Source organism: Kaistella sp. (genome assembly GCF_049588135.1).
Taxonomy (GTDB): domain Bacteria; phylum Bacteroidota; class Bacteroidia; order Flavobacteriales; family Weeksellaceae; genus Kaistella.
The window spans coordinates 1-23482 of the sequence record NZ_JBAVFG010000124.1 but is presented as its reverse complement, the minus strand read 5'-3'; the positions used below and the strand labels follow the sequence as shown (position 1 = coordinate 23482).

General features: G+C 34.9%; 22 protein-coding genes. 6 read left to right on the top strand and 16 right to left on the bottom strand.

Annotation, left to right across the window (positions count from 1 at the left end):
- Positions 1 to 215: 215 nt before the first annotated feature.
- Positions 216 to 449, bottom strand: coding sequence for a peptidyl-tRNA hydrolase (locus WBY99_RS07120; protein WP_423975638.1), 234 nt, complete (start codon positions 447 to 449; stop codon positions 216 to 218).
- Positions 450 to 602: 153 nt separating this feature from the next.
- Positions 603 to 1058, bottom strand: a complete 456-nt coding sequence (locus WBY99_RS07115; RefSeq protein ID WP_423975637.1) for a DUF7687 domain-containing protein — start codon at positions 1056 to 1058, stop codon at positions 603 to 605.
- 65 nt (positions 1059 to 1123) lie between these two features.
- On the opposite strand from WBY99_RS07115, the gene WBY99_RS07110 reads away from it, so the two are divergent.
- Genes WBY99_RS07110 through WBY99_RS07100 form a run of 3 tightly spaced genes read left to right on the top strand, consistent with a single transcriptional unit; the run spans position 1124 to position 2743 of the window.
- Positions 1124 to 1477, top strand: coding sequence for a hypothetical protein (locus WBY99_RS07110; protein ID WP_423975636.1), 354 nt, complete (start codon positions 1124 to 1126; stop codon positions 1475 to 1477).
- Entirely contained in the window at positions 1474 to 2211 is a 738-nt protein-coding gene (locus WBY99_RS07105) for a hypothetical protein (RefSeq protein WP_423975635.1), read from the top strand. Before WBY99_RS07110 ends, WBY99_RS07105 begins: the two co-directional genes overlap by 4 nt.
- Positions 2201 to 2743, top strand: a complete 543-nt coding sequence (locus WBY99_RS07100; RefSeq protein ID WP_423975634.1) for a DNA adenine methylase — start codon at positions 2201 to 2203, stop codon at positions 2741 to 2743. Before WBY99_RS07105 ends, WBY99_RS07100 begins: the two co-directional genes overlap by 11 nt.
- Before the next feature lie 100 nt (positions 2744 to 2843).
- Here the strand turns inward: WBY99_RS07100 and WBY99_RS07095 are convergent, their stop codons facing one another.
- From WBY99_RS07095 to asnB, 13 genes are all read right to left on the bottom strand, one after another.
- A complete protein-coding gene (locus WBY99_RS07095; protein WP_423975633.1) occupies positions 2844 to 3791 on the bottom strand; it encodes a transketolase family protein in 948 nt (315 codons plus the stop codon).
- Positions 3792 to 3965: 174 nt separating this feature from the next.
- Entirely contained in the window at positions 3966 to 4817 is an 852-nt protein-coding gene (locus WBY99_RS07090) for a transketolase (RefSeq protein ID WP_423975632.1), read from the bottom strand.
- An 85-nt stretch (positions 4818 to 4902) separates the two neighbouring features.
- Entirely contained in the window at positions 4903 to 5970 is a 1068-nt protein-coding gene (locus WBY99_RS07085; RefSeq protein ID WP_423975639.1) for a type I restriction endonuclease, read from the bottom strand.
- Positions 5971 to 6042: 72 nt separating this feature from the next.
- Positions 6043 to 7479 (bottom strand): sodium:solute symporter, encoded by a 1437-nt coding sequence (locus WBY99_RS07080; protein WP_423975631.1) that lies wholly within the window; start codon positions 7477 to 7479, stop codon positions 6043 to 6045.
- Between the two features lie 635 nt (positions 7480 to 8114).
- Complete coding sequence (locus tag WBY99_RS07075) at positions 8115 to 8408, bottom strand: GNAT family N-acetyltransferase (protein ID WP_423975630.1); 294 nt, start codon at positions 8406 to 8408, stop codon at positions 8115 to 8117.
- Between the two features lie 6 nt (positions 8409 to 8414).
- Positions 8415 to 8987 carry a TMEM175 family protein gene (locus WBY99_RS07070; RefSeq protein ID WP_423975629.1) on the bottom strand — a complete coding sequence of 191 codons (573 nt, stop codon included), beginning with the start codon at positions 8985 to 8987 and terminating at the stop codon, positions 8415 to 8417.
- Between the two features lie 102 nt (positions 8988 to 9089).
- A complete protein-coding gene (locus WBY99_RS07065) occupies positions 9090 to 10586 on the bottom strand; it encodes a catalase (RefSeq protein WP_423975628.1) in 1497 nt (498 codons plus the stop codon).
- Between the two features lie 237 nt (positions 10587 to 10823).
- Entirely contained in the window at positions 10824 to 11225 is a 402-nt protein-coding gene (locus WBY99_RS07060) for an OsmC family protein (RefSeq protein WP_423975627.1), read from the bottom strand.
- Between the two features lie 18 nt (positions 11226 to 11243).
- Positions 11244 to 12152, bottom strand: a complete 909-nt coding sequence (locus WBY99_RS07055; RefSeq protein ID WP_423975626.1) for a pirin family protein — start codon at positions 12150 to 12152, stop codon at positions 11244 to 11246.
- 60 nt (positions 12153 to 12212) lie between these two features.
- Positions 12213 to 12869, bottom strand: a complete 657-nt coding sequence (locus WBY99_RS07050; protein ID WP_423975625.1) for an NAD(P)-dependent oxidoreductase — start codon at positions 12867 to 12869, stop codon at positions 12213 to 12215.
- Positions 12870 to 13014: 145 nt separating this feature from the next.
- Positions 13015 to 13887, bottom strand: a complete 873-nt coding sequence (locus WBY99_RS07045) for a pirin family protein (protein ID WP_423975624.1) — start codon at positions 13885 to 13887, stop codon at positions 13015 to 13017.
- A 114-nt stretch (positions 13888 to 14001) separates the two neighbouring features.
- Positions 14002 to 15399 (bottom strand): MFS transporter, encoded by a 1398-nt coding sequence (locus WBY99_RS07040; protein ID WP_423975623.1) that lies wholly within the window; start codon positions 15397 to 15399, stop codon positions 14002 to 14004.
- A gap of 175 nt (positions 15400 to 15574) precedes the next feature.
- On the bottom strand, positions 15575 to 17245 hold the full coding sequence (gene asnB / locus WBY99_RS07035; RefSeq protein ID WP_423975622.1) for an asparagine synthase B: 1671 nt from the start codon (positions 17243 to 17245) through the stop codon (positions 15575 to 15577).
- Between the two features lie 221 nt (positions 17246 to 17466).
- On the opposite strand from asnB, the gene WBY99_RS07030 reads away from it, so the two are divergent.
- The gene (locus WBY99_RS07030) at positions 17467 to 19491 is read left to right on the top strand and encodes a T9SS type A sorting domain-containing protein (RefSeq protein WP_423975621.1); all 2025 of its coding nucleotides are present in this window, start codon (positions 17467 to 17469) and stop codon (positions 19489 to 19491) included.
- A gap of 71 nt (positions 19492 to 19562) precedes the next feature.
- Here the strand turns inward: WBY99_RS07030 and WBY99_RS07025 are convergent, their stop codons facing one another.
- Positions 19563 to 20768: an RsmB/NOP family class I SAM-dependent RNA methyltransferase gene (locus tag WBY99_RS07025; RefSeq protein WP_423975620.1), complete on the bottom strand. Its 1206-nt coding sequence runs from the start codon at positions 20766 to 20768 to the stop codon at positions 19563 to 19565.
- Between the two features lie 441 nt (positions 20769 to 21209).
- Here WBY99_RS07025 and lipA point away from each other — a divergent pair, with 441 nt between their 5' ends.
- Positions 21210 to 22076: a lipoyl synthase gene (gene lipA, locus WBY99_RS07020; protein ID WP_423975619.1), complete on the top strand. Its 867-nt coding sequence runs from the start codon at positions 21210 to 21212 to the stop codon at positions 22074 to 22076.
- Positions 22077 to 22184: 108 nt separating this feature from the next.
- Positions 22185 to 23021, top strand: coding sequence for a dienelactone hydrolase family protein (locus WBY99_RS07015; RefSeq protein ID WP_423975618.1), 837 nt, complete (start codon positions 22185 to 22187; stop codon positions 23019 to 23021).
- Positions 23022 to 23482 lie beyond the last annotated feature (461 nt).

The window sequence follows — 23482 nt, the reverse complement described above, 5'->3', positions numbered from 1 at the left end:
GCTGTTGTATAACTCTCAAATACACGCAATGCGCATTTTCAATAGTAGTTGATTTAACGTAAGTTACAAATTAGTTTTTAAAATTATTTCATCTTTAATAATGCAAAATACGCAAGTTTTATAAATGAATTTTAGATAAATATAACCATTTTTTTTAATATTAAAACAAAAAAACACGCCCGAAAGCGTGTTTAAAATTTCATTTCAAAAAGAAATTATCTTTTCAGAATTCTCTTTACTGCAGCTTGAACAGCGTCAGAATCAGCTTCGTTTTTATACTTGTCAAAATCAATTTCATCAACCATACAAACTACTTTTTTAAATATTCCATTCATCCATTTTATCATATCCTCGTTGTTTTCAAATTTTTTGTAGCAAGCTAATGAAGCGTGTGCACATATTACCAGAACTAATTGGTCTGGAATATTGTCTTTTAAGATAATGTACATTTTCATGGGTTGCGGTGGTGATATTGTGTTTAATGGTTTGGGATTTTCGAGGTTGCTAACTGCGTAGCCGTTTAGATAAAATTTCTTATGAAACGAAAACGTGAATTTTGCAAACGTTTCGTAATCTCGCAAAATTGCTGTTAGATGCTGCCACTATTTGTACTCTTCGTCAAATTGTTTTGTCCATTCCCTCACAAGTATTGGAACACGAGTAACAACTTCTTTTCCAAAAACAACTTCTGTTACAAGTCCCATGTGCAACATATCACAGATTCTGCATAAATAAGATTTTCCCATTCCCCACCAAGTGTTGTGATCGTCAATCATTAAACAATGATGAATTTTTCTTCCTAAATGTTCTCTAACTTCTTGTAGTTCATAACCATCAAGTTGAGTTTCATAAACTCCATCAGCAACTCGGCTTCCAAATGTAGTTGTATAATAGTATTCTTTGATTTCCCATAAAGCTATTGGATTTATAACATTTGGAAATGATCCATCAACTCTTCGGGATAAACTACGAATAGGGAAATTATTATGAGTAAAAGCTGATAATTCTTTTGGATCGTAATTACAATCATATCCTTTTGAGTTAGCTTCAATTAGCATTTATATTAGAATTTTAAGAATAAGTGCAAGTTCAGTAATTAATCATAATTTTGAAAAACTTATATTTGATTTTAAGATTATTAGAAATGTTAAAACCAATTTTAAAAAACAATGATGAGATAACTGATTATATCGTTCGGAACTCCAGTGACGAAGTAGATGAAGAATTTATTTTAGAATATTTTGATGGATGCAAAGCTATCTTAAAAAATAGTAATATAAATTGTTTAATTGAGAATGATCTAAATTCAAACCTTAGAAGTTCTAAAAAAGAAAAATATTTTAAAACACTTTCGATAGTGACTATGCCGCCTTTAGTAGTTGAAAACAATCTTGTTTTAGATGGAAATCATAGACTTCGGATTTTAAAAGATTTAGATGTGAAAATTGTAAACATTTATGATATAATATTAATATGAAACAACATGAAGCAGTAATACAAACAATTGAAAATTTGGGAGGTATTGCAACATTAGGACAATTGAACCAAGAAGTTTTAAAAATAAAAGATTGTGTATGGCAAACTAAAACGCCATTCGCTAGTATTAGAAGATTAGTACAACAAAGACCAGAAATATACAAAATTAGACCTGGGCTTTATGGGCTTTTAAAAATGAAATTACAAAATGAAAATAACGGGATACTTGTAGAGACCGCAAATAATAAAAATAGCAAGGAAATAATAGAATTTAATCATAGTTACTATCAAGGTATTCTCTTACAATACGGTAATATGAGAAAAATGGAAACATTCATTCCTAATCAAGATAAAAATAAAAAATTCTTAAATAAAACATTATCTGAACTAAGAACTTTAGATGCAATACCAAATTTCACTTATCCAAAATTGATTAACAGAAGCTCAACTATTGATGTACTATGGTTCAATGACCGCCAAATGCCACATTCTTTTTTTGAAGTTGAACATTCCACTGATATTCAAAACTCTCTTCTTAAATTCAATGATTTACAAGATTTTTTTGTTAGAATGATTATTGTTGCAGATAAAGTAAGAAAAGTAGAATACGAAAATAAGATTAAATATTCATCCTTTAAAGAAATTCATCAAAGAGTAAAATTTTTAGATTATGAAAGTTTAACAAAACAGTATGAAAATTTAGTTGAACAACAAAAGCTAACTTTTGTGCTTTGATGCAGAGCATAATAGTGCAGATTTCCTTTTTTTAACTCGTTCTTGTTATGGAGGAATAATTCGTTTCCGTAAAGCTGATGGTTATATGTCTACACCTTGTGGTGCTCATGATCCTATTTCTGTTGAAAGTTTTTCGAAACGTGTGAATGAATGGAAAAATCGTTTAAGAAAAGTTGATTTTGAACATTGTGATTATAGAGAAGCATTTTCTCAAGCTAAATATGGAGATTTAATTTATTGTGATCCACCATATTCTCATAGCCAAACAATACTTTACGGAGCTCAAGATTTTCGATTAGAAGATCTGTTACTAGAAATTGATAAAGCAAAATCCAAAGGTGTTCGTGTTGCGCTTAGTATTGATGGACATAAAAAATCTGGAAATCTACTTTGCGACTTACCAATTGAGAATGGTCTTTTTGAAAATGAACTTTATATAAATTGTGGTAGATCAATGTTAAGAAGATTTCAATTAGAAGGACAAACTTTGGAAAACGAAAACGTTTCAGATCGTTTATTATTAAGTTATTAGTTCCGGTTTAGAGCGTCGTTCATTTATAAAATAATTATCAAATATAAACAATAAAAAAACACGCCCGAAAGCGTGTTTAAAATTTCATTTCAAAAAGAAATTATCTTTTCAGAATTCTCTTTACTGCAGCTTGAACAGCGTCAGAATCAATTCCGTATTTTTTCATTAATTCTGCTGGGGTTGCAGATTCTCCGAAAGTATCGTTTACCGCTACGAATTCCTGAATGGTTGGTCTTTTTCTAGACAACATTCCGGCAACGGATTCGCCTAAACCTCCGATGTAATTGTGTTCTTCCGCAGTGACGATTCTGCCTGTTTTTTCAACAGACTTTAAAATAATTTCTTCATCCAAAGGTTTGATGGTGTGAATGTTAATCACTTCGCAAGAGATTCCTTCTTTCTCTAATTCATCTGCAGCCAATAAAGATTCCCAAACCAAATGTCCGGTAGCTACGATGGTTACGTCTGTTCCTTCCTGAAGCATGATTCCTTTTCCGATTTCAAACGGCATATCTTCCGGAATAAAAACCGGAACAACTGGTCGTCCGAATCTTAAATAAACGGGTCCTTCGAAATCAGCGATGGCTAAAGTTGCCGCTTTGGTTTGGTTGTAATCGCAAGTGTTGATTACCGTCATTCCCGGAAGCATTTTCATCATTCCGATGTCTTCCAAAACTTGGTGTGTTGCGCCGTCTTCACCCAAAGTTAACCCTGCGTGAGAAGCACAAATTTTTACGTTTTTGTTGGAATAGGCAATCGACTGACGAATCTGGTCATAAACTCTGGAAGTTGAAAAGTTGGCAAAAGTTCCGGTAAAAGGAATTTTCCCATTGATGGTTAAACCGGCTGCGATGCCCATCATATTGGCTTCTGCAATCCCGATCTGGAAAAAACGTTCTGGTGCTTTTTCAATGAATTTCTCCATTTTCAAAGAACCAATCAAGTCTGCGCAAAGTGCAACAACGTTTGGATTTTTATCTGCCAATTCTGCCAGTCCGGCACCGAATCCGCTTCTTGTATCTTTTTGTTCTGTATAGGTGTATTTCATGTTTTGCTTTTTTTGATTTCTCGAATTTCTCTAATTTAAATAAAGGAATTTTCTAATGATAACTCATCCGCAGCCCGGCCTGAACGGAGCTCTTTTTTATTGAGGTCTGAGCGTAGCCGAAGACAGCAATAAAAAAAGCGGGAGTGGAGGACGGAATTGTCTGCCCAAATAAAATTAATAATCAGCCGGAGCTTCTAAATACAGTTGTTTGAAAGCGGTATCCAGTTGCTCGTTACTAGGCGCTTTGCCGTGCCATGCATGTGTTCCCATCATAAAATCTACGCCATGTCCCATTTCGGTATGCAATAGAATACAAACTGGTTTTCCTTTACCGGTCTCGGCTTTTGCTCTTTCTAGAATTGCAATGACTGCTTCTAAATCGTTACCGTTTTTTTCGTTCAAAACAGTCCAGCCAAAAGCTTCCATTTTTGCGTGTAAATTTCCTAAATCTAAAACATCATCGGTATCGCCATCGATTTGTCTTCCGTTGTAATCGATAGTTGCGATAATGTTGTCTACTTTTTTAGCGGCTGCATACATGAATGCTTCCCAGTTTTGCCCTTCCTGCAATTCGCCATCGCCCTGTAAAACGTATACTAAACTGTCATCACCGTCTAATTTCTTTCCTAAAGCAGCACCGATTGCCACTGAAAGACCTTGCCCCAAAGAACCTGAAGCAACACGAATTCCGGGAAGTCCGTCATGCGTAGTTGGGTGACCTTGCAATCTTGTTCCCAGTTTTCTGAAAGTTCCCAATTCTGCAACCGGGAAAAAATCGAATCTCGCTAAAGTAGAGTAGAACACAGGTGAAATGTGTCCGTTGGAAAGGAAGAAAAGATCTTCGTTTTTTCCTTCCATGGTGAAAGGAAATTTGTAGTTCATTACTTTCCCGTAAAGTGCGGTAAAGTATTCTGTACAGCCCAAACTTCCGCCCGGGTGGCCTGAATTTACAGCGTGAACCATTCTCAAAATGTCTCTTCTAATTTGTGTTGTCAGAGATTTCAGCTCTTCAATCGATTTACTCATTATATAGATTTATTTGCAGGCGAATTTACGAATTTTTGATGGGTTTGGGAAATGAAAAATCCGGGTTTTTGTCCCGGATGATATTTTAGTAATTTTCAAAAGTGGTATGCAGTTGTTCCCGGTAATTATAAATTCCATCAAGAGAATTTAAAAGGATTTTTTCTCCCAAGTCTTTCCCATTGTGAAATAATTCAATGTATTTATTTGAAGAATTAAAATGTAATCTCGCTAACGGTTTTCGGTTATTATCATCTAATAGAATCCCAAAATAGGATTGTGTATCTCTGAATGCAATTCTTTCGGCAGCGATTTTTTCTCTTAAAATGGCTTTTACAATTTGAAAACCTTCAAGTTCTTCGTCGGTGGTTATATATTTAGGAATTTCATTGTTTAAGTCTATTGGATTCTCTATTGCAGGGATTTTATCTTTTGTAATATTTTCATTAATATTTAAAGCTGATTTTAACCGTAAACTGATAGAATCATTTATCGAATTACTGACTGCTTTTTTAGTGTATTCTCTAAAGGTAACCATTCTGGAGGCGGTCAAAGGCTTGTCAAAAAACTTATTAACTAATAATTTCACAAATTCATCTGATGCTTCTGCAACTTCCTTTTCGAATTCTTTTCTTATTGCTTTAATGTATTTTAAAGCTTCTGCAGAATCAAGAATGCTTTCTAAATTATAATCAGTTTTGGTAAATTTTCCTAGAATTTTAACTGAAGAATCCTTTATGTCATTTAGATTTAAAGTGAAAAATGGCTTTTCATCCATAATATTTGGCTGCTCTAAATCTGTATAAAAATTATAAATATGTCCGTTCGTTAAAACGCCGAATCTTGCTTTGGCAACATGATAATACCGATGAAGTTGTGAGTTGTGGGCATCTGCATTTTCTTTCCAATGTTTGCACTCAATAATTAGAATTGGTTGATTATTATTCTTAATGACATAGTCCACTTTTTCTCCTTTCTTTGTTCCAATATCACAAATAAATTCTGGAATAACTTCAGTTGGGTTAAAGATATCGTAGCCTAAAATCTGAATAAATGGTAAAACGAAAGCGTTTTTTGTTGCTTCTTCTGTATTAATTTGATCCTTTAAAGAATCTACTCTTTCATACAATTGCTGTAATTTTATTTTTAAATCCATCATTTTATTTGGTATTTAAAACAAATATAGCAAAAGAAATGTATGTTTTTTATTATTTACATTGTAAGATCTCTATTTCTTCCGAATCAACCACAATCCCATAAACGTAATCAATCCATTAATGATCAAAAGCTCCAGACCGATTTTGAAATCGCCGAAAAAGCTTTCCTGGTATTTGTCAATCAAAAATGAAATAACCGGAGCGGCAATACAAACATAAGGAACCCATTTGTCGATGACTTTAAACTTGGTGAAAATTCCAAAAGCAAATAATCCTAGAAGTGGTCCATAAGTGAATCCGGCCATTTTTAGAATCAAACCAATCATCGAATTATCATTGATCAATTTAAAAATAATCACCATCACCAAAAACGCAAACGCCACAATCAAGTGAACTCTCTTTCTGAATTTTTCCTGCTCTTTTTGGGAAATCGGTTTTTCTCTCAGTCCAAAAACATCAATACATAAAGAAGATGTTAAAGCCGTCATTGCGCCATCTGCACTTGGGAAGAGCGCAGAAATTAAAGCAATAATAAAGATGATCGAAATAAACGGCGGCATGTGATTCAAAGCAATATCCGGGAATAACTGATCTCCTGAACTTACGACATGTTCCGTATTTCCGTACAAATGCAGAAGTCCGCCCATGAATAAAAATAAAGAAATCACACCCACTAAAATAATTCCAAGAACGACCATGTTTTTTTGCGAGTCTTTCAATCTGGTGACTGACAAGGATTTCTGCATCATTTCCTGATCAATTCCCGTCATCGTAATCGTGATAAAAGCACCCGCTAAAACCTGTTTAAAAAAGAAAGCTTTGCTGTTCATATCGGTATTGAAAACCTCGGTATAACCTAGTTTGTTCATTTGCGAAATACTTTCCGTAAAATTTAAGCCAAGGTGATTCATCATATAAACCGAGCAAATAATCAGTCCCAAAAGCATACACGTCGTCTGTAAAGTATCCGTCCAAACGATGGTTTTAACGCCGCCTTCGTAGGTGTAAAGGATAATCATAATCAAAATAATCAAAGTCGTCACAATAAACGGAACGCCTAAACTATCCAGAATTGTCATTTGCAAAATATTCACCACTAAATACAGTCGTGCAGTTGCGCCCACCAAACGGGAAACGATGAAAATCCAGGCTCCGGATTTATAAGAAAGTTGCCCCATTCTCTGTTGCAGATAACCGTAAATCGAGGTCAGTTTTAGTCGGTAATAAAGTGGGAGAAGAACGTATGCGATAACGATGTAGCCAATTAAATATCCAATTGTGATCTGCAAATAATGAAATTTATCCGCGCCAACAGCACCCGGAACAGAAACAAAAGTCACACCCGAAAGCGAGGTTCCAATCATCCCAAACGCAACGAGCATCCAGTTGCTTTTGCGGTTTCCGATAAAAAAACTTTCGTTGTTACTGCCTTTTCCGGTGCGGTAAGCGACCCAAAGTAGGAGTGCAAAATAAGCAATGATAATCAACAGCAACACAATCGGATTCATAGAATTTGTTTTAAAAATTTCCACAAATATAGTTTTTTGTTATGATTTGGGCGCCTTTATCCACCTTCCACTCCCGCTTTTTTTGCGCCACTTCGTTTTGCGAAAAAGAACTCCGTTCAAACCACATTATGGTTCGCCGATCCAAATAAAACAAAAAGTAATCCGGCAATTCGGGGCTCAGATTTTCGCTGTTCCTAAATTTGGACATAAAAAGACCTTTCAGTTTTTCACCAAAAGGTTTTTGATTTAACCGTTGTCAGTTTGATTTTGTCAAAGTCCTTGAAATTGAAATTCTAAAAATTTAATCCAAAATTCTTCGACAAGCTCAGGGTGACATCGTTCATACAAACGTTTTATTTGTCAGACTGAGTCTGTCGAAGTCTTTATCATAAGATTGCAGTCTTTGCAAATTTAAAGATTCAGGTAATGAAGCGTTTAAGGAAAAGCTAAGATTCATCAAGGATGAATGAAAAGCTTTATGTTTTATAATTCCGCAAATTCCCGTTCAGATAAATAATATCTTTAGATATTTCTTTATGCTTCTTAATTGCTTCATGATCTTAATGGTGAAAAAAAAGATTATTTTTGTTTAAAACGCTTCGATAAAAGACAAACAATGATTAAATAGTGAAAAATCACTTCGCCAATAAATCTTTAAACTCGGGCGTTGCATCAATAATTTTCTTAGCGTACGGACATGAAGCAACGATTTTATAATCATTTTTTCTTGCAAATTCCACCGCAGCTTTTACCAGCTCTTGACCCAAACCTTTCCCGCCAAATTCTTTGAATACTTCGGTGTGGATGATTTCCAAAATGTTTTCTTTTACGTTGTATTCCATAAAGCCAGCTTTTTCTGCATCGTAGAAAAGGTCGAAAGTTTTGTCGTTTTGTTCGATATTGACCATATCGTAATGTTGTGATATCATCTTATTTTATTTTAAAGTTTTTTCAATTCTTACATCAGGTATAATCCATAATAATGCCACTGTATAATAAAAAATAACGGAAATCAATGGATAAAAAAAAGAAAGTACAATTCCTGAAATATAAATCCCTGCCGAAAGTTTTTCTTTTAATGTAGATTTCAGCGCATGGGCAATAGCGGAATCTTTACCTTCCAGATCGAGACAGATTTTTTGCAGAATATTAAATGCAAGCGCACACATTAGCAATATGAATCCATATAGGGCAACGGGGTTTTTCGTAAAATTATTTTCTCCCATCCAGGCAGTGGCGAAAGGCAATATGGAAAGCCAAAACAGCAAATGAAGATTGGCCCAAAGAACTTTACCATTCACATGATTAACCGCTTGAAATAAATGATGGTGGTTATTCCAGTAAATTCCAACATAAATAAAACTGAAGATATAAGAAAGAAATTTGAAAAGCAGAGGTTTCAAATCGGCGAAAGTATCACCGTGCGGTATTTGTAATCCTAATACCATGATGGTGATGATAATGGCGAGAACACCATCACTGAAAGCTTCTAATCTGCCTTTGGTCATGCTTTTATTTTTGAAAATAAATTTACAAACAAAAAGTGGAAAGTGTTATAAAAACATTTCCACTTTGCAATAATCTTATTTCATTTAATCCTATTTCGTTTTTCAGGGAGCCCACTGATCGTATGGACTCATGTCGAAACTGTTGACTTCATCCATCGACAATCCTAAAGCATTTGCAACGCCCTGTCCATATTCAGGATCGGCCTTGTAGCAATTTCTGATGTGTCTGATTTGGACGAATTTTTCAGCTCCGCCAACATTCGCTGCTGTGTTTTTAAATAAAACATCTGATTTTCCATCGGCTTTGATAATGCGAAATAGATCTCCGGGTTGGGTGAAATAATCCTGATCGTCATCACGGAAATTATGCGCATAAGCATCACCGGATAATTCCAAAGGTGGCTCTTTTGCAGATGGCTGTTCCTGCCATTCACCATAGCTGTTCGGTTCATAATGTTTCGTCCCACCGTAATTTCCATCAACACGCATTTGACCATCGCGATGATAAGCGTGATACGGACATCTCGGTTTATTGACTGGAATTTGATAATGATTAACGCCTAATCGGTAACGTTGTGCATCACCATAAGAAAATAATCTTCCCTGCAACATTTTGTCTGGGGAGAAACCGATTCCGGGAACAATATTCGTTGGATTAAAAGCGGCTTGTTCTACATCTGCAAAATAATTTTCTGCATTTTTGTTCAATTCAAATTCACCGACTTCAATTAAAGGAAAATCTTTTTTAGACCAGACTTTCGTTAAGTCAAATGGATGAAAACGGTAAGTTTTTGCTTCTTCTTCTGTCATGATTTGTACAAAGAGGGTCCATTTCGGGAAATTGCCTTTTTCGATATTGTCAAATAAATCGCGTTGAGAAGATTCACGATCCATGCCGATTAATTTCGAAGCTTCCTCATCGGTTAAATTATCGATTCCCTGTTGCGTTCTGAAATGGAATTTTACCCAATTACGAACATTGTCTTTATTAATGAAACTATAAGTATGACTTCCAAAACCATGCATGTGTCGGTAACCGTTTGGTAATCCGCGGTCGCTCATCACGATCGTTACTTGATGCAAAGATTCAGGAAGCAAAGTCCAGAAGTCCCAATTGCTGTTGGCGCTTCGCATATTCGTTTTTGGATCGCGTTTTACAGCATGATTCAAATCAGGAAATTTCATTGGGTCGCGGAAAAAGAAGACTGGCGTATTATTTCCCACCAAATCCCAAATCCCTTCATCGGTGTAAAACTTTAAGGCAAAACCGCGGATATCTCTTTCTGCGTCGGCAGCGCCACGTTCTCCCGCAACAGTAGAAAATCGTGCAAACATTTCTGTTTTTTTGCCGATTTCATTGAAAATATCGGCTTTGGTATATTGGGAAATGTCGTGGGTTACGGTGAAAGTCCCGAATGCTCCAGAACCTTTTGCGTGCATTCTTCTTTCGGGAATGACTTCTCTATCGAAGTTAGCCATCTTTTCTAAAAACCAAAAATCCTGCATCAATAATGGACCTCTTGGCCCTGCGGTTTGCACATTCTGATTGTCAGGAACGGGTGCTCCGGTTTGTCTCGTGAGTTTTTTCTTTTCTTCCATAATTAAATTATTTTATAATGTATTAAAGTTAAGAATTAAAATCCATAGTCATTATTTATTTTGTCTAAAACGGTTATCTGTTTTAACTTAAAGTGTTGATTTTTGTGAATTCTATATTTAAATGGAGTAAGTATTATGAAATAAAAAAACAGTCAAATGATTGACTGTTTCCTATTATGGTAAATAGATATTTCTTCAAAAACACCTTTTGAGTTTTGATTTGTTTAATTTCTATCATTATTCTTTGAATTTTGTGTTGATTTCTATCGTTCCGTGTAGTAATTTGTGTATAGGGCACAATTCTGCAATGTTGTGTAACTGTGCAAGCTGCTCTGCATCTAAGTTTGCGCCTTCGTAGCTAATGTTTCTTTCGAAAACAGCTGTTTTTGTTTGGGGGAAATTCTCTAGATGAACTTCCACATTTATGAATTCAACTTCCCAGTTTTTTCGCGCGATGAACGTTCTCAAAGTTGCCGCTGTACAACTCGCCAATGAAGTTGCCATAATCTCAAAAGGATTAAAACCCTTGTTTTCTCCACCAGAACTCACGGGTTCATCGGTGATTAATTTGTTTTCGCCCGCGATAACTTCGGTGTAATACTTTTTCTGTCCTAAACTGGCTTTTACGGTAACTACCATGGTGATATTTTTAAATTGTTATTTTGATAATTTTCCATTCAGAATTGCTTTCGGAAGCGGAACATATTCTTCATTATCGCCCGGAATTTTTGGGAACGCTTCTTCATTTTGATCAAACCAATTCTGTTTAGCCTGTTCGATTATTTCTTTATTCGAATTTACGAAATTCCAAAAAATAAAACGTTCTTCATCAAAAGGTTCTCCACCGAAGAGAAAAATGGTGGTGTTTTCACTGATTTCAAATTCGCATAAAGTGGCGTTTTTTGCAATCAACAATTGTTTTCCACCGAAAATATTTCCTTCGATGTTTACCGTTCCATCTAAAACATACATTCCCACTTCGCCGAAAAGTTCTTTTCCAATTGATAGTTTCTGAGCAGTTTTGCTTTTAATTTCAATGAAAAATAATTTGGAATGAACGGGAACTGGCGATTTATGCCCGAAAAGTTCACCAGCGATTAATTTATATTGAAGATCGCCATCATTCCAAACTGGGATTTCATCGGCTTCCGTGTGTTCAAAAGTTGGAGCTCCGTTTTCTAGATTCTTTGGCAGCCCGACCCAAATTTGAAATCCGTGGAGATGTTTTTCGGTGGTTCGCAAATATTTTGGTGTCCTTTCGGAATGTACCACGCCTTTTCCGGCGGTCATCCAATTTACTGCGCCGGGTTTTATTTCGATATCATTGCCCAGATTATCTTTGTGCTGAATGGAACCTTCTAAAAGATAAGTCAGCGTAGAAAGTCCGATATGCGGATGTGGTGGCACATCGAGGTTTTCGTAATTTTTCAAAGCTGTTGGTCCCATGTGATCGATAAATACGAAAGGTCCAACAGCGCGTTTTTCGCGAAAAGGAAGCAATCTTCCCACTAAAAAATTGCCAATGTTGGCGGCTTTTTCTTCGACAATTAATCCAATATTTGACATGGTTTTTGAGATTTATCTTATAAAATTAATGCTTTATGGTCAGCTTTGAAAATGTTTTCATTAATAAGCTGCGGTGAAAATTTGATGGTTGAATTTTTTATTTTCAAGTTCGTCAACGATGGCAATTGCTGAATCTTTTACAGAATGTCTTGAGCGACCTTCTGCATCAAAAACAGGAGATTCTGTTCCGAGACGGTATTTTCCGGTTTTTGTTTGAGTATTACTTGCACTGCTCATTTCGATGGCTGGACTGAAGAATTCCCAGTCGAGGGTTTTATTTTTACTTAGATGCTCTGCGAAATATTTTTTTACGGCACTTGCTCCGGCATAAAACTGTTTTGGGAAATCTGGTCCGTCAACAATATAATTGCCGTCGATTTTCAAAGTTCCAGCGCCGCCAATCACGATAAGTTTTTTGACACCGGAATTTTCAACTGCTTTCTGAATAGCAATTGCGCCTCTCAAATATTCGTCATGAATGTTGGGGTTAGTCCAGCCTGGATTGTAGGCACTAATAACGGCATCGCTGCCTTTTATGGCATCGGATAAATCTTTTTGGTTGAAGATATCAATATTTGTTTTTTGAAGATTTTCATTTTCAATGGTCAGTTTATTAGCTTTTCTTGCAATTGCATTTACCTGATAATTTCTTTCTAAAAGCTCGTTGAGAATAGCGTTTCCTACAAAACCTGTAGCGCCGATGAGTGATATTTTCATTTTATTACTCTTTAAGAATGAATGATTTAATTATTTTTAAAGGCTCAATTTTAAATTTAATAATCTAGAATTATTGTTTCATCCATTAAAATTAAAAGAAAAATAACAGCTAAAACTATTAACTGTTATTTTAACAAAACTTTAATTATTCCAAATAGCCAAATTTGCCATTGTTGTAATCATCAAAAGCTTGAATGATTTCTTCGCGGGTATTCATTACGAAAGGTCCGTGTGGGAAAATGGGTTCGTTTATAGGTTCGCCACTTAAAATCAAAATAACGGAATCTTCGGTTGCTTCGATTGTGAATGTTTCGCCTTGGTTTTCAAATAAAACGAAGTTATCAGTGGGAACTTTTTCTTCACCATTGACCACAATATTTCCTTCGATGACCAAAGCACCGGTGTTGAAATTTGCAGGAAAGTCAAATTCTGCTTTTCCACCAGATTTTAGTTTGGCATTCATTAAATGTACAGGACTGAAAGTTGTTGCCGGTCCTTTTTGATCTTGGTAATTCCCTGCAATGAGTTCAATAAAGCCGTTTTCACCCAAATCAACATTTGCCATATCTGAATTTGCGATGGCTTGATATTGTGGTTTGCTCATTTTATCTTTCGCCGGAAGGTTTACCCATAATTGAACCATTTGAAAAATTCCGCCTTCTTTTGCCCAATTGGTTTCGTGAAATTCTTTGTGCAAAACTCCCGAAGCTGCGGTCATCCATTGTACATCGCCTTCACCAATAACTCCGCCGCCGCCTGCAGAATCGTGATGTTCTACTTTTCCTTGGTAAGCAATAGTTACGGTTTCGAAACCACGATGTGGATGAACGCCAACTCCTCTTGGAGTAGAAGTTGGTCCGAAATTAAATTTGGAATTATAATCCAACATAATGAATGGATCCATTCTTTTCATATCTAAACGAGGACCACTTGGAATGAAATTATGCACTCTGAAACCATCTCCTACAAAATGTGCAGGTCTTGGCTGTACTACGATTTCTACTTTTTTAGTTGCCATTTTATCTTTTTTTTTTATTGATACAAATTTACAACCGAAAAAGAGCAAAATGCATTGATATATGATAAGTTAAAAAATTAGAGAATTTTTCAATCTGAAACTTCTCAATACCTATTATAGATGTGATTTCATATTATCACCGTCAGTAGAGTGAAGTCGTCTGAAAATGAATCCTGTAAATATCGTTAGAATACCCACTAAGAAGAAGGTATATCGAAATGCAAGATGTATTTTTCCTGAGGTTATAGAGGTATTGTTCTCGAATAATTTTAAAGTAATTAAGCCAATCGCAATGCCGAATCCTATAGCAAGTTGTTGATTAACTGCTAAGAGGGAATTTCCACTGCTCGTATGAGCATCTCGTAAATCTGCAATTGCAATGGTATTCATGGAAGTGAACTGAATCGAGTTGAAAAAACCGAGAATCGCAATAATTGGAATATACCAATAAATTGAAGAATTAATTCCAGGTATTCCTAAACAAACGATCAAGAATCCGATGATAAAAGTATTGGTCATTAAGGTTCTTCGATAGCCAAATTTATTGAGAATTCTAATAACAGAAGATTTTCCAAACATTGCAGTTAATGCCATTGGTGCAATAATCCACCCAGAGATTACAGCGGTTTGTCCATATGCAATTTGAATCATTAAAGGTAACAGAAGTGGAATAGAGCTGATTCCTAATCGTGTTGCTAAGTTTCCTAAAATTCCTACTCGAAATGTTCTTACCTGAAATAAATTCAATGGAAAAATAGGATTTTCCATTTTCTTGGCGTGAATGTAATAATAGTAAATCATCAAAAAGCCTAAAGTGAAAATAAGTAAAATGGGCGTTGTGTTTTGTACGGTTCCAAATAATTCAAGAGAAATAGAGAGCAGGAGAGAAGCGGAAGCGAAAATCAGAAAACCTTTTAAATCGAAAGTGATTTTTTTGGATTTATAGTCTGGCATGTATTTGAAACTGAGTATAATTCCTAAAAGCCCAATTGGGATATTAATTAAAAAAATCCAGTGCCATGAAAGATAATCAACCATATAGCCTCCAACTAATGGACCTAGAATGGGACCAATTAATGCTGGAATAATGGCGTAATTCATGGCTTTCACCAACTCGCTTTTTTGAAATGTTTTAATTAAGGCCAACCGACCGACAGGAGTCATCAAACTTCCGCCCAAACCTTGAATTACGCGCGAAATAACCAAATGATCGAGGTTTTGAGAAAGTGCGCAAAGCAGTGAACCCAAACTAAAAACAATCAAAGAACTGATAAAGACTCGCCGAGTACCAAATTTATCCGCCAGAAATCCACTAACCGGCATGAACAAAGCCAAGGTTAAAACATAACTGATAATTGCATTCTGCATATTGAGTGGCGATTCTTGTAAATCTTTTGCAATGGAAGGTAGTGAAGTGTTAAGAATCGTAGAATCCAACATTTGCATAAAAATGGCAGTCGCCAAAATTAAGGGCAAGTATTTTTTAATAGAATTAACTTCGGATATTGGCATATTGCAAATTTAGCGCAAATCAAAGCAAAGAAATTGCCACGAATAAACTAAATTTTATAAAGTGGTGATTGATAAAATCTTTTAAAAAAAAATTCCACGACGTTAATCGCAGAATTTAATTTTGTTTAATATTTGGACAAGTCGCGACTTGTCCCTGCGTTTTTTCTTTGTCTCTTTAATAAGAATCTTCGTGAACCGAAAGTACCGCTCTTCCGCTCGGATCGTTGGCGTTTTTGAAAGCTTCGTCCCATTCCAAAGCAATCGGCGTAGAACAAGCAACAGAAGGAACAGAAGGAACCGTTGCAGCCGCAGTTTCACTTGGGAAATGTTCCTCGAAAATAGTTCGGTATCGGTATTCTTCTTTATTTTGTGGCGTATTCAAAGGGAATCGGAATTTCGCATTGGTCATCATTTCATCAGTCACTTCTTGTTCTGCGACTTCTTTTAAAGAATCAATCCAGGAGTATCCAACGCCATCAGAGAATTGTTCTTTTTGGCGCCATGTAATTTCTTTGGGTAATAAATCTTCGAAAGCTTTTCTCAGAAGCCATTTTTCAATTTTCGGTTCGTGAGCAGTTACCATTTTATCTTTCGGATTGAGGCGCATCGCAACATCCATAAATTCTTTATCTAAAAACGGAACGCGTCCTTCGATTCCCCAACTCATTAATGATTTGTTGGCACGTAAGCAGTCGTAAAGATGAAGTTTGCTCAGTTTCCGAACATTTTCTTCGTGGAATTCTTTGGCGTTGGGTGCTTTGTGAAAATAAAGATAACCACCGAAAAGTTCGTCGCTTCCTTCGCCAGAAAGCACCATTTTAATGCCCATTGATTTAATCACTCTCGCCAATAAATACATTGGAGTAGAAGCCCGAATCGTGGTAACATCGTAGGTTTCTAAATGATAAATCACATCGCGAACCGCATCGAGACCTTCCTGAACCGTGAAATGAACTTCGTGGTGAATAGAACCAATATGATCCGCCGCTTTTTGGGCAGCAACCAAATCTGGACTTCCTTCTAAACCAACCGCAAAACTGTGCAACCGCGGATACCAAGCTTCTTGGGTATCGCCACTTTCGATTCTGTTTCGAGAATATTTCGCTGTTACCGCAGAAATAATCGAAGAGTCCAAACCTCCGGAAAGTAAAACGCCATAAGGAACATCGCTCATCAATTGTCGATGAACAGCTTCTTCCAGCGCCTTTCTGAGTGCCGCAATATCAGTGGAATTGTCTTTTACATTTTCGAAATCTTCCCAATCTCTTTTGTACCATTGCTGCATTTCGTAACCATCAAGACTGAATAAAAAATGTCCTGGTAGAAAATTCTCGATGGTTTTGCAAACGCCTTCCAACGCTTTTAATTCGGAAGCGACGTAATAATTTCCGTTTTTGTCCCAGCCTTGATACAACGGACAAATTCCCATGTGATCGCGTGCTACGAAATAAATATCGTTTTCGATGTCGTAAATTGCAAAGGCAAAAATCCCATTTAATTTATCGACGAAATCTTTCCCATATTTTTGAAATAATGGAATGATGACTTCGCAATCAGATTCGGTTTGAAAGTCATATTCTGGGAATTCTTTTCGCAATTCTCTATGGTTATAAATTTCGCCATTCACTGCCAAAACGATTTTTTTATCTTTTGAAAATAAAGGTTGTTTCCCGGAAGTTGGATCCACTATAGCCAATCTTTCGTGAGAAAAAATAACCTTTTCATTTTGGAAAATTCCACTCCAATCTGGTCCGCGGTGGCGAATTTTTTTCGACATTTCTAAAACTTTAGGTCTTAGGATTTCGGTTTTTTGTTTGGCGTCAAACAAGCATACAATTCCACACATAATTTTTATATTTATCGTTTTGTAACTTTTAATTAAAATTCTGATGCAAACTTATATTAAAAGTTTATAAAACGAAATAAATATTTTAATTTAAAGAATATTTTACTGTAATTATTTTTTGAATAGGAAAAATTTAAGTTAAAAAGTAGAATTTATAGTTTTTGGTTGAAATTTTTAGGTTAGCAGAAATATAATTTTATCTTTGGGAAAATTTATTTAATATGAAAAAAAGTTTATTCTTTCTATTTCTTTTTGGCTTCTCCACTTTGGTTTTTTCGCAAACGGTTCCACCGAATACGAGAATATTCCAGCCAACAAATACTTTCGGATACTTTAATAATTCTTTTATAAAACATTTGAATTCCTCGAAAAACGAAATTTTTCTTACCGTTTCAAATACGGGAGGTGGAAGTTATTATGGACAACAAGTTATAGATTTTAATGCAAGATTTGTTTCAAGAATAGGACAGGACGGAATTCCTAAGTGGACTGCAAAATTTAAAAATGAAACTTCAAACGTTTGGAATTTTGATGCAAAACGAAGTATTGCTGCGGTTGATGCAAATGATAATATTATTGTAACCAGTACCACAGGTTCTGCATCAACTCTTACTGATGCTTTTGGAAATACTGATAATATTACCTACGACAGTGAACCAAACAGTGTGCAAAGAATTTTCTTCAAACTTGACAAAGATGGTAACAAAATTTGGATAAAAAAGATTACCAATATTGCTTCTGCTTCAGTTTCAATTGACAATAATAATGATGTTTATGTTTTTGGAACAGGAGGCAACTCAGGTTCAATTATTGATGGCATTTCTCTAGGCAATACTTTTATAATAAAGTTAAATGGTAACACAGGAAATATTATTTACGCAAAAACATTTAATTATTTAAGTTATCAATTTATACCAGTTTTTGATAGTCAGAATGTTTTATATGTTTTTACGGAGCCAGCGGAAAGTCCCAATCAGAGTTTTTCATATGATAATGTTTCTATCCCATCAAATTCTAATGGTTTAAATAGTTTAATGCTTAAAATGGATACTTCAGGTAACGTAATTTGGGGTAAGAATTTTTATACCAATCTTACAGTAGATTCCTACAGTTGGATAAATGATGCAGTTTTTGACGGAACAAATTTTATTGTAATGGGGAACTTAATCAAAAGCTCTGTTTCTGACCCTAATTATTTGGGTATGGATGGTGTAAATTTTCCTGCTGTTTACTCTTCATCATCATATCAAGGTTTAATTGCGAAAATTAATCTTACCGGAAATGTAATATGGCAAAAAATCATTTCAACTTCACAAAATGCGCCCACAGGATTTTATACAAATATAAATTTGGACGAAAACAAGAATTTTTATGGATATTTTAATTTTAAAAATAAAATCTCAGTCGATAATGTTGAATATAATTTCGATGAAAACTCTGGAAATAAAGTGATTTCTAAATTCGATAATAATGGAAACCTGAAATATTTCAGTGCAGTAGATAACGGAGCAGAATATGGTGGCGGAATTTCATATAATTCAAGAAACATAGATGTAATTGCAAATGATCAGTTTAATATAAGTGGAATTACTTATGAAAATCATTTTTTAAATTATCCTATTACTAATACTTTAAATCCAAAGTTTTATGTGGCAACTTTCGGAAATTTAGATACAAAATATCTTACCCCTGAAAGTAATTATATGCAATTATCAAATGTAGCAATCCCTAACAACCTCGAGAATGCAAATACATTTTCTTTTAATTTAGTAAACAACGTCAACTGGACAGCAACAAGCGACCAAAATTGGTTGAATTTAAGTTATGAGAAATTGGCACAGAAAGGTTTGAACACAACTTCGATTTCCGACAATGGAGATGCATTGATTACATTAACGGCCGAAACCAATAACACAGGCGCAAACAGAACCGCTAATATTTTGGTTTCCGGAGATGGAAACGTTTCCCCAAAAACCATCGCTGTAACTCAGTCTGGAATTTTAGCAACTGGCGAAACAAAAACTTTCGTCACCACGCTTTATCCCAACCCAACTTCAGATATTTTAAACATCGAAACCCAACAAAATATTTCTAAAATTGAAATCTTTGATATGACTGGAAAACTGTTGAAAACAACGAATGGAAAAGATAAAAAAGTATCGGTTTCTCAGTTAACCAAAGGAATGTATCTCATCAAACTTTACACAGAAAATGGAGTTGTGAATTCTAAGTTTATTAAAAACTAAATTTTACACCTCAGAAAACAGAAAAGCCATTTCAAATCGAAATGGCTTTTATTTTTTTTATGAAAAATGCGTTATGCTTTTCTTTCGATCAACGCCATGTAGAATCCGTCGAAGCCTTCGCTTGGCATTACTTTTTCTTCTTTTAGTAAAGTGTAACCTTCGTTGTTTTTCAGGAACTTTGCGACTTGTTCATTGTTTTCACTTGGTAAGATAGAACAGGTCGCATAAATCATTTTACCGCCTTTTTTCAAGATTTTCGAATAGTCCTGTAGAATTTTCTCTTGTTCTTTTTTGATTCTGTCGATAAATTCCTGATCGATTTTCCATTTAGAATCCGGGTTTCTTTTCAAAACTCCCAAACCCGAACAAGGTGCGTCAATCAACAATCGGTCTGCTTTTTCATGCAGTCTTTTGATGACTTTATTGTCGTCAATATATCTGGTTTCGATATTATGAGCGCCGGCTCTTTTGGCACGACGTTTCAGTTCGGCTAATTTCCATTCGTAAATATCGAGGGCGATAATCTGACCTTTATTTTTCATTAAAGCAGCTAAGTGCAAGGTTTTTCCACCAGCACCAGCGCAAACATCTACCACTCTCATTCCTTCTTTTACGTCGAGAAGTGGACCTATTTTTTGAGAAGAAGCATCTTGAACCTCGAACAAACCATCTTTAAAAGCAGTGGTCAAGAATACATTTTTCTTTTGTTCTAATTGCACAGCATCTGGATAATTTGAAATCTGGAAACTTTCTACATTTTCATCTTTCAAATCAGAAACCAATTCTTTGGCAGTTGTTTTCAACGTGTTCACCCGAAGAATAGTAGGTGCTTGTTCATTCAATGCTACCATTTCTCTTTCCCAGCTTTTACCGAGTTCTTTTTCTAAAGTTTCTGCCAACCAATCCGGAATTGAATATTCAATTGCTTTGGTAGGAACAGTATGTTTCTTTAATTTAATAAGAATATCAGCGTTTTTAACGCCATCGAATTCTTCAAATTTTTTATAATGCGTTTTGGTCCAAAGACAATATGCCAAAATCATTTTGTAAATATTGTTTGGTTTTACGCCTTCGCCCATATAATATTCGAGGCGTTTTTTCCAACGAATGATGTCGTAAAAAATTTGAGCTACTACTTTTCGGTCTTCGCTGCCCCATTGTTTATGCGATTTCAAAAGTCGTTCGATCACTTTATCGGCATATTTTCGGTCTTCGAAAAAAGTCTCTTGCAATGCGTCGTGAATTCCTATGAGTAAGTTTCTGTGTATGAGTTCCATTTCGGATATTTTTAAGGTTCAATTTAATCTCGAATCTTCGGACTAAATTTTTGCAAAAATAAGGTTTTTAAACCGAATAATCTGTTGGTGATTTGGACATCTTTAAATTCAAATCAAGTTTACCTCAACAAAATACAAATTACAAGTGTATAAAAATTACAGGATTAGAGAAGATGATTCTTATGGTTAATGAAAAAACATAAAATAACGGAATAATTCGGTTATAATTTTAATTGTAAAGTCTTTGCGAACCTTTATGTTAAAAATTTGCATGATGATTAAAAATAAATATACATAAACTTAAAATGGAAAGTGAATTAATGTAAAGCGTTTTTTTGGTGGTGGAAGAATAATTAAATTTTAATGCGTTTGACCTGGATGTTTCTTAAAATTGACTGATAAAGAAATAGAAATTTGTAAATTTGCTTTTTATCTTTAAAAATGAACGAAACACTTACCGATACAACGATACAAAAACCAAAATGGATTCGTGTAAAACTTCCGACAGGAAAAAATTACCGCGAACTTCGAACCTTGGTGGATAAATATAAACTCAACACCATTTGCCAAAGTGGAAGCTGCCCAAATATGGGCGAATGTTGGGGCGAAGGAACGGCGACTTTTATGATTCTAGGAAATATATGTACCCGAAGTTGTGGTTTTTGTGGCGTGAAAACCGGGAAGCCTTTAGAAGTGAATTGGGATGAGCCAGAAAAAGTAGCGCGTTCAATTAAATTAATGAAGATTAAACACGCCGTTTTAACATCTGTAGATCGCGACGATTTAAAGGATATGGGCTCAATTCTCTGGGCAGAAACCGTGAATGCAGTGCGTCGTATTTCGCCGGGGACAACCATGGAAACTTTGATTCCTGACTTTCAGGGAATTACCAAACATATCGATCGGTTAATTGAAGTGTCTCCTGAAGTGATTTCTCACAATATGGAAACCGTTAAAAGATTAACGAGAGAAGTACGAATTCAGGCTAAATATGAAAGAAGCTTAGAGGTTTTATCTTATTTAAAAGAAGCCGGACAAAAAAGAACAAAAACCGGTTTAATGCTTGGTCTAGGCGAAGAAAAAGATGAGGTTTTCCAAACCATCGAAGACCTACGAAATGCCAATGTTGATGTGATTACTATCGGACAATATTTACAGCCGACCAAAAAACATTTACCGGTGAAGAAATTTGTCACTCCCGAAGAATTCAATGAATTTGGTGACTTTGCCAGAAGTTTAGGTTTCCGTCATGTAGAAAGTTCGCCTTTGGTCAGAAGTTCTTACCATGCAGAAAAACATATTCATTAAAAGAAACTTATAAATATCAAAAAAATGCAACCTCATCGTTGCATTTTTTTTCTGTGCTTTTTAATTCTTACCTTTAAAAATAGATTTAATTACTCAAAATCGGTACTAATGAAAACACTCAAAATATCAGTAGCAATATTTTCTTTTCTTTTCATTTTTTCTTGTCAGGAGAAAAAAAGCGAGGTAAGAAATGGTTTAAATTCTGTGAAATCTACTTCAGGGAAAATGACTACAGAAGAAATAACTTATGATATTGATGGTAAAAATTATCAATCGTTTGTCGCTTATTTAGGTAGCGCAAACGAGGTGAGGTCTGTTGTTATGGTTCTGCCGGAATGGTGGGGTTTAACAGATTATGTAAAAGATAGAGCAAAACAACTTGCTGAATTAGGTTATTTCGCAATGGCTGTGGATTACTATGGCGATGGAAAAACGGTTGATAATCCAGAAGAAGCCGCAAAATTATCTGCTGAATTCTATAAAATTCCCATTGATGCAAAATTAAAATTTGACAAAGCAAAAGCGCAACTTCTGAAATTTCCTAATGCAAATTATGATAAAATTGCAGTTATTGGATATTGTTTTGGTGGCGCACAAGCCCTAAATATGGCACGACAGGAAGATGAATTAAAAGGAGTGGTTTCATTTCATGGAAATTTAATGACCGGAATCAAACCCAAAAACAATGATGTTAAAATTTTAGTTTGTAATGGTGCAGCCGACACTTTTGTTCCAGCCAAAGAAATTGCAGCTTTCAAAAAACAAATGGATTCAGCCAAAATAGATTATCAATTCATCGATTATCCAAACGCTCTTCATTCATTTACCAATCCTGCATCTACCGCACTTGGCGAGAAGTTTAATTTGAAAATTGCTTATAATAAAGAAGCCGACGAGAAATCCTGGGAAGACATGAACGTTTTTTTGGATAAAATTTTTAAATAGAAATTCAAAAAAGTAGTTCACACTAAAATTCTCTTTCAGAAAATGAAAGAGAATTTTAGTGTTTTAGAATTAATATTTTAAAAATTTTTAGGAGATTGTTTTCTTGATTAAGATAAATGGGGTGCAGTTAATTGGGTGCTAATTTTTTCTTTTGCAACCGCCTTGCTTTCTATATTTGGAGCATTACAAAACTTCTTTTATTGTTTAGTTTTCTCTCAAAAACCAAAATTCACCTGTATTAATGAAAAATCTCTAAAAGTAGAAACAAGAGAAATTGTTTTTTGTTGCACATGATGTAAATATAAGTTGATTCTTATGCTTTTTTGTCATTTTTTTTTCAATTATATTAACGGATAATTGCGTATTCAATAAATGTATTCATGAAAATGGAAATTTATAGAACTTGTTTAAGTTGGTTTAATTAATTGATTAACAGTTGTTTGTTGTTTTTGGTTTTTCTG

Bases quoted from the DNA above. Each gene is read 5' to 3' on its own strand.
- WBY99_RS07115 (WP_423975637.1), bottom strand. From the start codon at position 1,058: ATGCTAATTGAAGCTAACTCAAAAGGATATGATTGTAATTACGATCCA.
- WBY99_RS07105 (WP_423975635.1), top strand. From the start codon at position 1,474: ATGAAACAACATGAAGCAGTAATACAAACAATTGAAAATTTGGGAGGT.
- WBY99_RS07015 (WP_423975618.1), top strand. From the start codon at position 22,185: ATGAAAACACTCAAAATATCAGTAGCAATATTTTCTTTTCTTTTCATT.
- WBY99_RS07045 (WP_423975624.1), bottom strand. From the start codon at position 13,887: ATGGCAACTAAAAAAGTAGAAATCGTAGTACAGCCAAGACCTGCACAT.
- WBY99_RS07085 (WP_423975639.1), bottom strand. From the start codon at position 5,970: ATGGATTTAAAAATAAAATTACAGCAATTGTATGAAAGAGTAGATTCT.
- WBY99_RS07075 (WP_423975630.1), bottom strand. From the start codon at position 8,408: ATGATATCACAACATTACGATATGGTCAATATCGAACAAAACGACAAA.
- WBY99_RS07060 (WP_423975627.1), bottom strand. From the start codon at position 11,225: ATGGTAGTTACCGTAAAAGCCAGTTTAGGACAGAAAAAGTATTACACC.
- WBY99_RS07050 (WP_423975625.1), bottom strand. From the start codon at position 12,869: ATGAAAATATCACTCATCGGCGCTACAGGTTTTGTAGGAAACGCTATT.
- WBY99_RS07055 (WP_423975626.1), bottom strand. From the start codon at position 12,152: ATGTCAAATATTGGATTAATTGTCGAAGAAAAAGCCGCCAACATTGGC.
- WBY99_RS07120 (WP_423975638.1), bottom strand. From the start codon at position 449: ATGTACATTATCTTAAAAGACAATATTCCAGACCAATTAGTTCTGGTA.
- WBY99_RS07065 (WP_423975628.1), bottom strand. From the start codon at position 10,586: ATGGAAGAAAAGAAAAAACTCACGAGACAAACCGGAGCACCCGTTCCT.
- asnB (WP_423975622.1), bottom strand. From the start codon at position 17,245: ATGTGTGGAATTGTATGCTTGTTTGACGCCAAACAAAAAACCGAAATC.
- lipA (WP_423975619.1), top strand. From the start codon at position 21,210: ATGAACGAAACACTTACCGATACAACGATACAAAAACCAAAATGGATT.
- WBY99_RS07095 (WP_423975633.1), bottom strand. From the start codon at position 3,791: ATGAAATACACCTATACAGAACAAAAAGATACAAGAAGCGGATTCGGT.
- WBY99_RS07070 (WP_423975629.1), bottom strand. From the start codon at position 8,987: ATGACCAAAGGCAGATTAGAAGCTTTCAGTGATGGTGTTCTCGCCATT.
- WBY99_RS07040 (WP_423975623.1), bottom strand. From the start codon at position 15,399: ATGCCAATATCCGAAGTTAATTCTATTAAAAAATACTTGCCCTTAATT.
- WBY99_RS07090 (WP_423975632.1), bottom strand. From the start codon at position 4,817: ATGAGTAAATCGATTGAAGAGCTGAAATCTCTGACAACACAAATTAGA.
- WBY99_RS07080 (WP_423975631.1), bottom strand. From the start codon at position 7,479: ATGAATCCGATTGTGTTGCTGTTGATTATCATTGCTTATTTTGCACTC.
- WBY99_RS07025 (WP_423975620.1), bottom strand. From the start codon at position 20,768: ATGGAACTCATACACAGAAACTTACTCATAGGAATTCACGACGCATTG.
- WBY99_RS07030 (WP_423975621.1), top strand. From the start codon at position 17,467: ATGAAAAAAAGTTTATTCTTTCTATTTCTTTTTGGCTTCTCCACTTTG.